The 13,458-nt window shown below is 75.1% G+C and carries 11 protein-coding genes; 6 read left to right on the top strand and 5 right to left on the bottom strand.

Annotated elements, in window-relative coordinates; genetic code table 11:
- Positions 1-2 precede the first annotated feature (2 nt).
- From OOK34_RS26930 to OOK34_RS26920, 3 genes are read right to left on the bottom strand one after another with little or no spacing between them, the layout of a single operon-like run.
- Positions 3-833, bottom strand: coding sequence for a hypothetical protein (locus tag OOK34_RS26930; RefSeq protein ID WP_267036436.1), 831 nt, complete (start codon positions 831-833; stop codon positions 3-5).
- Positions 830-1,486 carry a response regulator transcription factor gene (locus OOK34_RS26925; protein WP_267036435.1) on the bottom strand — a complete coding sequence of 219 codons (657 nt, stop codon included), beginning with the start codon at positions 1,484-1,486 and terminating at the stop codon, positions 830-832. The genes OOK34_RS26930 and OOK34_RS26925 overlap by 4 nt, the downstream gene beginning before the upstream one ends.
- Entirely contained in the window at positions 1,474-2,739 is a 1,266-nt protein-coding gene (locus tag OOK34_RS26920; protein WP_267036434.1) for a sensor histidine kinase, read from the bottom strand. The genes OOK34_RS26925 and OOK34_RS26920 overlap by 13 nt, the downstream gene beginning before the upstream one ends.
- Before the next feature lie 176 nt (positions 2,740-2,915).
- Here OOK34_RS26920 and OOK34_RS26915 point away from each other — a divergent pair, with 176 nt between their 5' ends.
- Complete coding sequence (locus OOK34_RS26915) at positions 2,916-3,368, top strand: hypothetical protein (RefSeq protein WP_267036433.1); 453 nt, start codon at positions 2,916-2,918, stop codon at positions 3,366-3,368.
- A 109-nt stretch (positions 3,369-3,477) separates the two neighbouring features.
- Positions 3,478-4,245 (top strand): GNAT family N-acetyltransferase, encoded by a 768-nt coding sequence (locus OOK34_RS26910; protein ID WP_267036432.1) that lies wholly within the window; start codon positions 3,478-3,480, stop codon positions 4,243-4,245.
- Between the two features lie 7 nt (positions 4,246-4,252).
- On the opposite strand, the gene OOK34_RS26905 is transcribed toward OOK34_RS26910, so the two are convergent.
- Entirely contained in the window at positions 4,253-4,663 is a 411-nt protein-coding gene (locus tag OOK34_RS26905; protein WP_267036431.1) for an organic hydroperoxide resistance protein, read from the bottom strand.
- A 123-nt stretch (positions 4,664-4,786) separates the two neighbouring features.
- On the opposite strand from OOK34_RS26905, the gene OOK34_RS26900 reads away from it, so the two are divergent.
- Positions 4,787-5,272, top strand: coding sequence for a MarR family winged helix-turn-helix transcriptional regulator (locus OOK34_RS26900; protein WP_267036430.1), 486 nt, complete (start codon positions 4,787-4,789; stop codon positions 5,270-5,272).
- Between the two features lie 43 nt (positions 5,273-5,315).
- Here OOK34_RS26900 and OOK34_RS26895 read toward each other — a convergent pair whose 3' ends face one another.
- A complete protein-coding gene (locus OOK34_RS26895; protein WP_267036429.1) occupies positions 5,316-5,762 on the bottom strand; it encodes a MarR family winged helix-turn-helix transcriptional regulator in 447 nt (148 codons plus the stop codon).
- Positions 5,763-5,901: 139 nt separating this feature from the next.
- Here OOK34_RS26895 and OOK34_RS26890 point away from each other — a divergent pair, with 139 nt between their 5' ends.
- The 3 genes from OOK34_RS26890 to OOK34_RS26880 all read left to right on the top strand — a co-directional run bounded on the left by OOK34_RS26890 (position 5,902) and on the right by OOK34_RS26880 (position 13,443).
- Positions 5,902-7,407 carry an MFS transporter gene (locus tag OOK34_RS26890; protein WP_267036428.1) on the top strand — a complete coding sequence of 502 codons (1,506 nt, stop codon included), beginning with the start codon at positions 5,902-5,904 and terminating at the stop codon, positions 7,405-7,407.
- A gap of 217 nt (positions 7,408-7,624) precedes the next feature.
- Complete coding sequence (locus tag OOK34_RS26885) at positions 7,625-8,485, top strand: DUF4132 domain-containing protein (protein WP_267036427.1); 861 nt, start codon at positions 7,625-7,627, stop codon at positions 8,483-8,485.
- Positions 8,482-13,443, top strand: coding sequence for a DNA-binding protein (locus OOK34_RS26880; RefSeq protein ID WP_323183468.1), 4,962 nt, complete (start codon positions 8,482-8,484; stop codon positions 13,441-13,443). The genes OOK34_RS26885 and OOK34_RS26880 overlap by 4 nt, the downstream gene beginning before the upstream one ends.
- Positions 13,444-13,458: the final 15 nt, after the last annotated feature.

Here is a 13,458-nt window from a genome sequence, read left to right as displayed (position 1 = left end):
GGTCAGGGGCCGCCGGGCCGGTAGCCGGCCGTTGCGTGGCCGGACTCCGCCGAGATGTCCAGGGTGCCGGTGGCGGAGGGGTCGCGCAGGGCGTCCGCCACCTCGCACCGGCCCACGCCGGCCCGGCTGGTGACGCGGTAGCGGGACTCGGGGGGAAGGACGAGGTCCAGACGGCCGGCGCCGACGCGCGCGGTGACCTCCTGCGGCGGGACCAGGAAGCGGGCTTCCGCCCGGCCGGTTCCGGCCCGGATGTCCGCCTGCGGGGAGGCCAGGGCCGTGGCGCGCAGTTCGCCCGACCCGGCGCGCGCCCGCAGGGCCCCGCGCAGGCCGGTCAGGGTCAGGGCGCCGGACTCCACGTCGGCGTCGACCGTCCCCTCCAGGCCGCTGACCGACACGTCGCCCGAGGTCCCCGTCACCTTCACCGGGATGCCGGCGGGCACGGTCACCGCGAGCCGCACGGAGCAGCCGGCCCCGTCGGCCAGCCCGACGGAGTCGCCGGGGCAGCGCGGGGTCAGCTTCAGGGTGTCGCCGAGCCAGCTCTCCTCGATGGCCGGAGCCTTGAACGACCAGTTCATCTCCGCCCGGTAGCCGACCTCCCGGTCGCCGCGCGGGGTGACGGTCACGGTCGCCCTGCCGCCCTCGATCTCCACCGAGGTCACCGCCCGGCCGGCGCTGCCCCCGCTCACCGCACGAGTGTGGAAGCCGACGTTCGCCCGCACCTGCCAGGCGGTCGCCGTCACCACGAGGAGGGAGCTGAGCAGCGCGCCGCCGTACCAGGCGAGGCGCTGCTTGCGGCGCGCGGCGGGGGCGGGGGAACCGGCGGTGCGGGTCACGGGGTGCCGTCCAGGAAGCGCAGCACGGCGAGGACGCGGCGGTGGGCCTCGGCGGCCGGGGGCAGGTCGAGCTTGGCGAAGATGTTGTTGATGTGCTTGGCCACCGCGCTCTCGCTCACGACGAGTTCGGCCGCGATGCCCGCGTTGGAGCGGCCTTCCGCCATCAGGGCCAGTACGTCGCGCTCGCGCGGGGTCAGGCGCTCCAGCGGGTCGGGGCCGCCGCCGCGGCGCAGCAGGAGCTGGGCCACGACCTGCGGGTCGAGGGCGGTCCCGCCGGCCGCGACGCGGCGCAGGGCGTCGACGAACTCCTCGACGTCGGCGACGCGCTGCTTGAGCAGGTAGCCGATGCCCGCACCGCTCGGGGAGGCCAGCAGGTCGGCCGCGTAGCGCTCCTCCACGTACTGCGACAGCAGCAGTACGGCCGTCTTGGGGCTCTGGCTGCGGATCATCAGGGCGGCCCGGACGCCCTCGTCGGTGAAGCCGGGCGGCATCCGGACGTCGACGAGCGCGAGGTCGGGCTCGTGTTCCTCGACGGCGGCGAGCAGCCCTTCGGCGTCGCCGGTTTCGGCGGCCACCTCGAATCCGGCCATTTCGAGGACTTTGACAAGACCTATGCGCAGCAGGACAGAGTCCTCGGCGATCACAGCCCGCACGGCAGCTCCACAGTGACGACGGTCGGGCCCCCGAGGGGGCTGTTGATCAGAATGGTTCCGTCCACGGACCCTACGCGCTTGCGCAGGCCCACCAGACCGGTGCCGCCGGACGGGTCCGCGCCGCCGACGCCGTCGTCGGTGACGATGACGCGCAGCAGGTCCCCGCGGCCGCCCGCGACCCGGGCGACCCGCACCGAACAGCGTTTCGCCCGTGCGTGCTTGGCCACGTTGGCCAGTGCCTCGGAGACGACGAAGTAGGCGACGGCCTCGACGGTGGGGCCGGGCCGTGCGGGGATGTCCACGGCGAGTTCGACGGGAAGGGGGGCGCGGGCGGCGATCCCGGAGAGCGCGGCGTCCAGGCCGCGGTCCTCCAGTACGGCCGGGTGCAGACCCCGTACCAGGTTGTTGAGTTCCTCGATGGCTTCCTTCGCCTCGCGGTGGGCCTCGTCTATGACGGCCTTGGCCTCGGGCGGCAGGTCGGGGAGGGTGGCGCGGGCGATGCCGAGGTTCATGGCGAGGGAGACCAGCCGCTGCTGGGCGCCGTCGTGCAGGTCCCGTTCGATGCGGCGGCGTTCGAGGTCGGCGGCGTCCAGCACCCCGGCCCGGCTCTCGGCGAGGTCCTCGACGCGGCGTTCGAGTTCGCGGGCCCGGTTGGGGCCGAGGAGGGCGGCCGCCGCGAAGGCGTCCAGCCTGGTCAGCAGCGCGGCCATCCAGGGCGCGGCGAGCAGTGCCAGCGCTCCGGCCACGGTGATCAGGTCGTACTGGGCCGTCCAGCCGAAGTGGGGGATCCCCCCGTCCGAGGGGAGCAGCCACTCCCAGGCGTACACGGAGGCCGAGGCCAGCCCGCCTACCCAGGTGAGGACGAGGAGGACGGCCGCGGTGGCGGCGAGCGGGCTGACGATGACGTGGTAGCCGTACTGGCGCCAGGTCGACTCGGAACGCAGCCGCTCGACGAGTCCGCGTACGGTCGTCCAGCGGTGCCGGCGCACGACGGGCGGCACGTCCAGGTCGAGCAGTGACCAGAAGCGGCTGCGCTGGAGCGCCGTCAGCAGCGGGCAGAACGCGAGGACGAGCAGCAGCGGCACGACGCTGTGGCCGGGGGCCGCGGCCATGAAGCTGAAGGCGCACACGAGGGGCAGCGCGGGCGGGATCGCGGCCGCGCTGAAGGCCGTGTTGCGCCAGGCCCAGGCCGACCAGGGGGTGTGCGCCGCGATCCAGGTACAGGTACGCCTCAGCGCGCCGCGAGTTGCCATGTCCGTACGGTAATCGCACTGGCTATACGCCTTCCACCACCCTGGTATCCGGCCGGGGGTGTAGCTAGCACCACCCCCGGTTCGGACCGTGGGGCTACTGATGTTTCCGGCTGCGGCGACGAGAGTTGTGGTGTGCCCGGCGGATGGACCACCGGGCCGGAAGGAGACCCGCAGTCATGGCCCTCGTCGCCCCGCAGTTCCAGGACCGCCGCCGCCCCGTCCGGCGGACGTCGGCCGGCCGGCTCCGGTCTGCGTGGGCGGGCCGGCGCACTCCTCAGCTCGCCACGGTGCTCACCGGCGCCGGGATGGCGCTGCTGCCGTGGATGGTGGTGCTGGCGAAGACGGTGCCGCAGACGGCCGAGGTGTCCAACTGGTCCACCGCCTGGCTCGGCCTCGACGCGATGCTGGCCGTCGGCCTGACCGGGACCGGGACGCTGCTGCGCAAGGGCGACCCGCGGGTCGCCCCGGTGGCGGCCGCGACGGCCGCGCTGCTCGCGATGGACGCCTGGTTCGACGTCACCACCTCGGCGGGCACCGCCGGGCAGGGCATGGCGATGCTGCTGGCGCTCGCCGCGGAACTGCCGCTGGCCGCGGCCTGCGCGGTGGTCGCCGCGCGGCGCACCGCCTGACGGGAACACCTGCGGCCGGACCCCGCGCCGGGCCCGGCCACATGCCGACCTCAAGACCTCAAGACCTGAACTCCCGAAGACCGTACGCCCACGTGAAAGAGGGAAGACCATGACCGGCACGAGCGACGCCCAGGCCCTGCACCGCAACCACCAGGCGTTCTGGCGGCACATGGCCCGGGCGACCGACGGCAGCGTCACCGAGATCCCCGGCGGTCTCCTGGTCGCCACCGGGATCCCGGCGGCCCCGTTCAACCAACTGCACTGCGGGCCGGGCGAACACGACGTGGCGGTCCTCGTGCGGGCCGCCGCGCACTTCGAGTCGCGCGGGCTGCCGTGGCGGATCTGCGCCGGGGGGCCGAGCGCCGGTGTCGAGGCGTTCACGGTCGCGCGGCGCAGCGAGCCCGAGCCGCCGCACCCCATCTTCACGCGGGCCCTCGGGCGGCCCGAGCAGCCGTCGGTCGACGGCCTCACCGTCTCCACCGCGCGCAGCGCCAGGGACATGCGGGCCTTCATCGACTGCGCGGCGCAGGCCCACGGCTACGAGCCGAGCCTGATCGACTCGCTGCTGAACCCGGAGGCGGTGGCCCACGACGACTTCCGCTTCTACCTCGGCCGGGTGGACGGCGAATGCGTGGCCGTCAGCGTGGGCGTCCGGGAAGGGGACACCGTGGGCGTCTACTTCGTCGGCGTGCGCCCCGGGTTCCAGGGGCGGGGCTACGGCCGGGCCCTGACGGAGCAGGCCCTGTTCGACGGCGCCGAGTCGGGGGCCACCACGGCGGTCGTGCAGGCGACGCCGGCCGGGTACCCGGTGTGCACGGAGATGGGCTTCGAGCACGTCGGCGACTACCACACCTGGAACCTGCGGCTGTGCGTCTGAGCCGCGGCTACTCGATGACGAGCTCGACGGGGATGTTGCCCCGGGTGGCCTTGGAGTACGGGCAGACCTCGTGCGCCTGCTTGACCAGCAGGGTGCCGGTCTCCCCCGCCAGGGACTCGGGGAGCTCGATGCGCAGGGTGACGGCGAGGCCGAAGCCGCCGGCGTCCTGGCCGATGGAGGCCTCCGCGGTGACGGACACGTCACCGGTGTCGACCTTCGCCTGCCGGCCGACCAGGCCGAGGGCGCTGGCGAAGCAGGCGGCGTAACCGGCGGCGAAGAGCTGCTCGGGGTTGGTGCCCTGGCCGTTTCCGCCCAGCGCCGGGGGCATGGCGAGCGCGAGGTCGATCTGGCCGTCGGAGCTGACGGCGCGGCCCTCGCGGCCGTTGGCGGTGGCGACGGCGGTGTACAGCGCGTCCATCGGGAGGTCCTTTCAGAGGGGGCGGGGCGGCCGGTGGGGCCGACCCTCGACCACAAATAGAGCACACAATTCAGTTGTGCACAACTCAATCGCCCACAAGCGGGCTCCGGTACACTGGGGACCATGACCGAGCAGCCCGCCGACACCGTCCGCGACCAGGACCGCGACCAGGACTTCCTCCGCCTCGACGGGCAGATCTGCTTCGCGCTCAATGCCGCGAGCCGCGCCTTCGGGGGGCTCTACCGCGTCGTCCTGAAGGACCTGGGGCTGACCTACCCCCAGTACCTGGTGATGCTGGTGCTCTGGGAGCACGGCACGATGCCGGTCAAGCAGCTCGGAGCGCACCTGCGGCTCGACTCGGGCACCCTCTCGCCGCTGCTCAAGCGCCTGGAGGCGGCCGGCCTGATCCGGCGCGAGCGCAGCACGGAGGACGAGCGGTCCGTACACGCCGTACTCACGGCCGAGGGCGCCGCGCTGCGCGAGCGGGCGGTGGCGGTGCCCCGCCGGATCGCCGCGGCGACCGGGTTCCAGCTGGCCGAGATCCGCGAGCTCCAGGAGCGCCTGGGCCGCCTCACGGCCGCCCTCGACGCGGCCGCGCCGCAGGACTGAGCCCGCAGTACCGAGCCCGCGCGGCGGACCTCGGCGGCGGACCTCAGGAGGCGGGGTCGCGCTCCATGGTGGGGCGCAGGCGCTCCAGCAGGGCGTAGAGCGTCGCGCTCTCCGACTCGTCCAGGGTGTCCAGCGCCCCGTGGGTGGCCTGCATCTCCTCGCGCACCCGCCGGATGGTCTCGCGGCCCTCGTCGGTCGCGACGACGTTCTTGACCCGCCGGTCCGCCGCCGAGGCCTCGCGCCGCACCAGCCCGCGCCCCTCCAGCCGGTCGACGATCCCGGTGACGTTCGAGGCGTCGCAGGCCAGCAGGGTGGCGAGGCCGCGCATCGGCACGGGCCCGTCGAGTTGCGCGAGGACCTTGGCCTGCGTGGAGGTGAGCCCGTAACGGGCGGCAGCGGCGGCGAAATCCCGCCACTGGGCGGCGCCGATGGCCGCGAGCAGTTCCAGCAGCTCGAGCTTGGCGGGGCCGTGGGGGGCGGTGGTGCTCATGGCCGGAAGGCTACTCGAGGATCGTTGACATTATCAACCTTTTACTTGACCACCTTAACTATTGAGGGCTACCTTCTTCGAAAGTACTTGATGACATAAAACATCTGCGTCCTGAAGCACTAAGAAGGTCCTCCCCGTCATGAGCTCCGCCGCACCCGCCCCCGCCGAAGCGAGGAACAGGAACGAGACGGTCATCGTCTTCGCCCTGAGCCTCGCCGCCATGGTCGTGTCGATGATGCAGACCTTGCCCGTACCGATCCTGGGCCTGATCCGCACCGACCTCGGCACCTCCACCGCCAACGTCAGCTGGGTGACCACCGCCACCCTGCTGTCCGCCGCCGTCTTCACCCCGCTGCTCGGCCGCTTCGGCGACCAGCACGGGAAGAAGCCCACCCTGGTGGCCGTCCTCGGCGTGATGGTCGCGGGTTCCGTCGTGGCCGCTCTGGCGGACTCCCTGCCGCTGCTGATCCTGGGCCGCGTCCTCCAGGGCGCCGCCACCGCGATCTTCCCGCTGGCCCTGTCCGTACTGCGCGAGGAGGTCCGGCCGCAGAAGCTGCCGGGCGCGATGGCGCTGGTCAGCGGCACGCTCGCGTTCGGCAGCGGCCTGGCGCTGGTCGCCACCGGCCTGCTGACCTCGGGCGCGGACGCGGACTACCGCAACGCCTTCTGGATGGCGACCGGCTTCGCCGCCCTGGCCCTGCTGGCCGTGGTGTTCCTGGTCCCGGCCACCCGCCACAAGACCGGCGGGCGCACCGACTTCCTGGGCGCGCTGACCCTGGGCATCGCCCTGCTGCTGCTCCTGCTGCCCATCTCCCAGGGCCACGAGTGGGGCTGGTCCTCCGCCCGCACCCTGGGCAGCTTCGCCGGCGCCGCCGTGATGACGGCCGTCTGGGTGCTGGTCGAGCGCAAGGTCGCCGAGCCGCTCGTCGACATGCGGATGTTCGTCCACCGCCCGGTGCTCATGGCCAACCTGGCCGGCATCCTCGTCGGCTTCGGCATGTTCGCGAACTTCCTGGGCGTCTCCTACCTCGTCCAGATGCCCGAGAAGCTCACCGGCTACGGGTTCGACGCGTCCATCCTGCGCGCCTCGGTGCAGTTCCTGCTGCCCGGCGCGATCGTCTCCCTCCTCGCCTCCCCCGTCGGCGGCCAGCTGGTGCGCCACCGCGGGCCGCGCCTGGCGCTCTCCGTGGCCGCCGTGCTCGGCGCCGTCGGCTTCGGCTGGCTGGCGCTCGACCACAGCCACACCTTCTCGGTGATCGGCGCGGGTCTCGTCGTCGGCGCGGCGGTCAGCTTCGGCTACGCCGCCATGCCCGCGGTGATCATGGCCAGCGTCCCGCACCACCAGAGCGGCATCGCCAACGGCATCAACTCGATCTCCCGCTCCACGGGCAGCGCGATCGGCAGCGCCATCGTCACCACGATCCTGGCGTCGCAGACGATCGAACACCTCCCGAAGGGCGTTCCGCCGCTGCCCGCCGAGTCCGGATTCACCCTCACCTTCTGGATCGGGGCCGCCGCCTTCGCCCTGGTCGCCCTGATCAGCTGGCTCGGCCTGCGCTCCGGCCACGGCCCGCGCGTGGTCCAGGCGGCGGCCGCCCCGGCCCCCGCCGCGGCGAAGGTCGCGGACACCGCCGACGCGGTCTGACCCCGCCCCCGCCCACCCGCTGCCCCCCGGTCCCACGGACCGGGGGGCAGCGGCGCGTTCGGGCGCGCACGGCATCGGCCGGGCCCGTCCGGGACCCTCGGGGCGGCGTTGTCAGTGGCTCTCGCTAGTCTCCCGACATACCGCAGCTCAGCAGGCGTTGACGCCATGTCCTGGGCTGCGCAAGACCGTTTTCGGACAGGTGGAGGGGCGCGCGCTGATGGCTTGGCTGGCGTTGGACGAGGGGTACGAGATCTCCCTCGTGGATGGACGGATCGCGGTACGGCGGCCCGCGGGGCGGCAGTTGAAGGCGCTGCCCAAGGCGTTGCGCGACCACCCCGAGGTGGACCGGCTGCGCCGGCTCGCCGAGTGGCTCGGCCGGCACGAGGCGGCCTGCGTGGCCCAGGTGGACACCTGGATGGTGTCCTCGCTGCCGGTGCCGACCGAACTCCTCGCCCGGGTCTGGCCCGACGAGGCCTGGCAGGCCGCCCTGCGCGACCTGGCCGTCGTCCCCGACAGCGACCCCGACGAGGTGGGCTTCCTGCGCGACGCCACCGCCACGGGCGAGCTGAAGGTGGTCAACCTCGACGGAGAGACCGTACGCCTCTCCCCGCGCACGGTGACCCTGCCGCACCCGGTGCTGCTGCCCGACCTGGACGACGTGAGGGAGTTCGCGGCCGAGCTGGACATCACTCAGCGGGTCGAGCAGATCCACCGGGCGACCTGGGCCAAGCCCGCGGACCTGGCGGAGGCTTCGACCGAGGTACGGGACTACGCGGGCGGGAAGTACCCCACCCGGTTCAGCCTCGCGGCCCGCGCCACCGGCCTCGGCCACCGGGTCTCCGGCGGCTACGCCACCTGCCGGGTCCGGGACTCGGGCCGGGCCGTGGAGGCGGCCGTGTGGATCGGCGAGCCGTACTGGGACGACGAGTCGGCCACCGGCGCGCTGAACTGGCACGACGAGGAGGGCCGGGCGCTGCCGCTCGGCGAGGTCGGGCCGGTGGCCTGGTCCGAAGGCATGCGGATGGCCGCGGCGCTGTACGCCGGGCGCACGATCGAAGAGGGCGGGGACGACGCGTGAACACCACCGACACCATGGGCACGGCCGAGGGCGCCCCCGGCGAGCAGGCCGAACTGCTCGCCGCGGGCGCCGTACTGCCCTCCGGCACCACCGGGGCGGGCCCCTCGGCCGTCCCGCTGACCGCGCGGACGTACCGTCACCCGGCCCTCGGGGACGGGCGCGTCGTGATCCGCCTCGCCGCGGCCGAGCTGGGCGCCGCCGAGGACCTCGCCGCCGGCTTCCTGGGCCTCGTACCGGAGGGCGAGCCGCAGGTGGTCGGCCTCGGCAAGCGCCAGGCGCTCGGGTTCCCGGAGTGGGTGCTGGTGCACCACCCCGAGGACGGACACCACGCGCTCGCCGTGGTCCCCGAACTGGACCGGCTGGCCCGGCAGGCGAAGACCAAGCCCAAGGCCGCCCTCGACGCCTGCCACGAGCTGGCCGACCGGCTCGCCGCCGCCGTCCCGCACTTCCTGCCCGTCTTCTACGAACAGGCCGGGCGCGTCTTCCTCGCCGTCGAGAACACCACCTACGCCGCGCAGCTGTTCGGCCGCGCCCGCACCAGCGAGGCCCGCTACGGCCTGGCCGTCGACGAGGACCGGCTGGACGCCGTCTTCCTGGAGTTCGCCCTGGCCGGCGCCCTCCCGGTGAAGGTGCTCACCGGCTACGGCAAGGAGCTGGCCCAGCGGGTCTCCCCCGCCGAGGCCTACGAGCGCTTCCGCCGCCTGTGCGTACGCCGCACCGCGGGCGGGCTCGCGCCCTCCGCGCAGGCCACCGTCGAGCTGCGCCGCCTGGCCCGCGCGGCCGGGCCGGCCGGCAGCGAGGCCGAGCAGGTGTACCTCGCCGAGCTGCTGCCGCTGCCCGCCACCCTGCGGGCCGCGACCGGCTGGTGGAAGGCCCACCGAAGCGCGCTGGTCGCCCTCGCCCGGCGCGTGCCCGCGGTACGGGGCACCCTGCTCGGCATCATGCCCTCCGGCAGCGGCGAGGCCGGGGAACTGGCCGCCCTGTGGCTGGAGGTGCTGGAGGAGTCGGGCGCCGCCGAAGGGCTGAGCCGGGCCGGTCTGCCCGCCGAGGAGCGCTGCGCCGACGGCGCCGCGGGCTGGCTGGAGCGCTTCCACACCGCCCGCCACGCCGGCTGGGGGACCCCGCCCCCGCTGCCCGCGCTGCTCCCCCTCGTCACCCGCTGCGCGGAGCGGCTGCGCGCCGAACTCGCCCTGCCGGGGCGTGAGCAGGGCCTGCGTCTGGGCCTCCAGGACGTGAACCTCCTCGACCTGCTGCTCTCGCTGGGCCTGCCGGTCGCCGACCCCGGCGACGCGTCGTCCGGCATGCTCGGCCTGGAGGAGTGGTCCCGCTCGCCCGAGCGGCGCGACCTGCGGGCCCTGTGCGCCGACGAGCGGATGCGCCCGGCCTTCTTCCGCGCCCTGGACCGCTTCAACACCCACATGTCGAACGGCCGGGAAATCCTGCGCCACCTCGCCGAGTCCCCCGGCAGCGGCCCGCTGGTGGCCGAGTGGGTCCGCCAGGTGGCCGCCGCCTCCACGGCCGCGGCGCTGCCGCTGCTGCCCGAGGCGTTGCGGCGGCTGACCTGGCTGCCGGCCGAGGCCCTGGCACTGGCTCCCGAGGAGGTGTCCCGGGCCGCCGCCGTCGACCTGGGCGAGATCCTGGCCCGCACCCTGCGCGGCGGCCTGTTCGAGGAACTGGTCTGGCCGGCCTGGGAGAGCGCCGTCGCCGAGCTGTCGCCCGGCCGGGGCCGCCAGCGGCTGACCGTGATGGACGCCTGGCCGTACGTCATCGTCGCCAACTCCGCGCAGGTCCGGGTCATCGACGCCGACTCCACGGTGCTCACGCACGATCTGCGGATCCCCGCCGGCACCCAGTACCAGCACGGCTTCCACTACACCGACGGCGACCTGCTGGTCTTCTGGGCCTCCTACGACGGCCCGGTCCAGGGCTACTGGCTGAGCGCCCCCGGAGAGGTCCTGACCCTGGACTCCTCCGCCACGTACTGGTCGGTGCGCTCCGAGCACATCAGCCTGCCGCTGCCCGGCGGCGGCCGCACCACCGGCGCCGGTGTGCTGCACGCCGGCGACAGCCGGCTGCCGGCCGAGCGGGCGGTCGTCTCCGACGGGACCTCCTACTGGGCGTGGGAGCAGGGCGGCCGGCCGGGCGAGGCGGGCTGGGCCGAGTACGACCCCGCGACCGGGGTCCTCGGGCGGCGCTCCCTGCCGGCCTTCCTCGCCGACGCCCTGCGCGACCACCCGCGCGGCAGCTCCCTGCCCGACGACATCGGGCAGAACTGGCTGCGGCCCGCCCCCACCGTCGAGGGCTCGGTGCTGGGCACGCCGGTGGACGGGCTGCTCGGCTGGCGTGCCGTGCGCGTCCCCGGGCAGGGCTGGCACGGCTCCGACACCGCGGGGCGCTGCGTCACCGTGCCCGAGGGCGGCTCCATCCCGCGCGCGGCCGTCGCCTTCCCCGGTGACGACCGGCCGCGCGCCCTGTCGCAGGACTGGCGGACCCTGTCCCTCAGCGACCCCGACGGGACCGTCACCTGCCGGGTCTCCGCCGACCACCACGGCGGCCGCCACTGGACCGGCCACGTGGAACTCCCGCCGCTCTCCCACTGGTACTGCCTGCGGCCCCGGGACCCCGAGGGTTCGGCGGCGCTGCGCGCGGTGGACGCGCGGAGCGCCGGGGCGCTGCTGGAGGCGGCCGCCGCCGCCGAGAAGCGCGAGGAGCTGCCCGCGCTGGTGAGCGCCGCCCTGCCCGCGATCGGCGCGCCCGCGCTGCTCGGCGGGGTGACCGACACGCTCCGGTCCGCGCTGGCCCAGAAGAAGTCCCTGGCCAAGGTGGTGGCCGCGCTGAAGCCGGCCCCGGCCGCCGGGCGTACGAAGGCCCCGGCGGACCGGGGTCCTTCGGACCAGCTGCTCGACCGCGCGCTGCACGGCCTGACGGGCACCCCGTACCACCGCTCCTTCGGCGGGGACACCGACGCGACCTTCCGCTTCCTGCGGTCCCTCGGCACGGCCGTGGCCGACACCGGCGCGGCGGCGGTCCCCGGGCGGCTGCACGTCGACATGCCGAAGGTGACCCCCTCGTCGCTCCCCTGGGCCGGGCTGTTCCTGGAGGCGCCCGCGGCGGTCGCCTACCGCGCGGTCGTCACGGCCGAAGCCACCGAGGAGGAGCGGGCGGCGCTGCGCCGGATGCTCGCCGAGGTGGACGCCCTGGGCCTCGGCTCGGCCGAGGAGTCCGCCGCGCGGTGGCGGCGGGTCCGGGTCCGGATCGACACGGCCCACCTGCTGGGGGCCGACGGCCGCGAGCGGGGCCGGGGCGGGCGGCACCGGGCCGTCATGCCGCTCGGCGGCGGCGCGCTGCTCGGCATCAACGAGCAGACCCGGGAGTTCCCCAAGGGCCGCGAGTTCGACGCGCTGCTGCACGACCCGGCCGGTGCCTTCGCGGTGCCCGAGCCCTACACCGCGGTGGGCACGGCCGGTCCGGCCGGCGACCCCGGGCGCGACGCCGGCTGGACGGCCGCCTTCCTGCGGGAGGCCGCCGCGCGCGGCCCGGCGCCCTGGTTCCCGGAGGCCGCCGAGGAGTTCGGACGGCTGACCGGGGTCTCGGCCGCGGTGGCCCGGATGGTCCTCGCGGGCCTGCCGTACCTGGACACCTACGAGCGCGGGTTCCTGCCCCCCGCACTGCGCGAGACCCTCGGCATCAAGGCGACGGACGCCGCGCACGCCCGCGAGGACCTCAAGGAGCTGGACGTCGACGTCCGGCGGGCCCTGGTCGCGGCGCTGCTGCCCGCCGACCCGGCGCGGCTGTGGGCCGACGGCCCGGACGCGGCCGCCGCCGCGCGGGTGTGGAACGCGCGCGTGGGACGTCGTACCCCGGTGCCCGAGTGGCTGCTCGCCGAGGCCGTCAAGGAGGTCCGCGGCGGGTGGGCTCCGCACCAGGCGCTGCCCGCGCTCCTCGACGCGGCGGCGGCGCCGGTGCTGTCCACCGACGTCCCGTGGACGGTGAAGGGGGACCACGTGGAACCCCTGACCCCGGTCGCCCGGCCCTTCGACGCCGGTGTGCTGACGGGGGCCACCGCCCTGACGGCCTGGCTCGCGCACCGGCTGCCTGCCGGGCACCCCGTACGGGCCTGCCTGCCGCCCGCGCTCACCGCGCTGCGCCAGCGCCTCGCCTCGCCCGAACTGCTGATGGGCGTCGGGTACTACACCCGGCTGGCCGACTTCCGCAAGGCCGCGGGCACCCCCACCGAGACCGGCGAGGGGTACGAGCGGTACGGCGCGGTGGTCCTGGCCACGCAGGACGAGCGGCCCAGGCCCGCGCTGCGCCCCGCGCTGCTGGACTCGACCGGGTCCGACCCGTACCTGCCGCTGCTGCGCGGCACCGAGCAGCTGCCCTCCGCGGCCGAGACGGCGCTGCGCCTCGCCCACGACCCGGGCTTCGCCGCGCTGCTCGCCGATCCGGGGGCGCCGGTGGCGGGCGCCCCCGACAAGGACGGCACCTGGTGGCCGCAGGACCCGGCCCGCAGCGTGCCGGAGCTGGTGGCGGAGGTGTCCGGAGCGTACGGGCTGGGCGCCGACGCCGCCGCCCTGTACCTGGCGCTGCTCGCGATGCCCGACCCCACCGACCGCAACACGGCGCGCTGGACGGGCTGGAAGCCGGCCCGGATGAAGGCCGCCCGCGCCGAACTGGCCGCCACGGAACTGGTGGTGGAGGCCACCCGCACCCGCGCCGGGCGCTCCCTGTTCCTGCCCGGGGGCTGGGCGGAGCCGGGGTCCCCAGTGCTGCCGGTGGAGCAGTGGAAGCTGCCGATGTACGCCCTGGCGGCGGGCGGCCGTCCGGCGCTGGGCGTGCTGGTGCCCGCGGAGCCGGCCGCGGACCTGTACCGCCGGGCGTGGGGGCGGATCCGCGAGGGCGACGTACCGCGCTTCGAGGAGCTGAAGGTGAAGCGCACCACCGCCCGCCGGCGCTGATCCCCGTCCCGCCCT

The sequence above is a fragment of the Streptomyces sp. NBC_00091 genome (assembly GCF_026343185.1).
Classification (GTDB): domain Bacteria; phylum Actinomycetota; class Actinomycetes; order Streptomycetales; family Streptomycetaceae; genus Streptomyces.
This window is presented reverse-complemented; position numbering and strand designations above follow the sequence as displayed.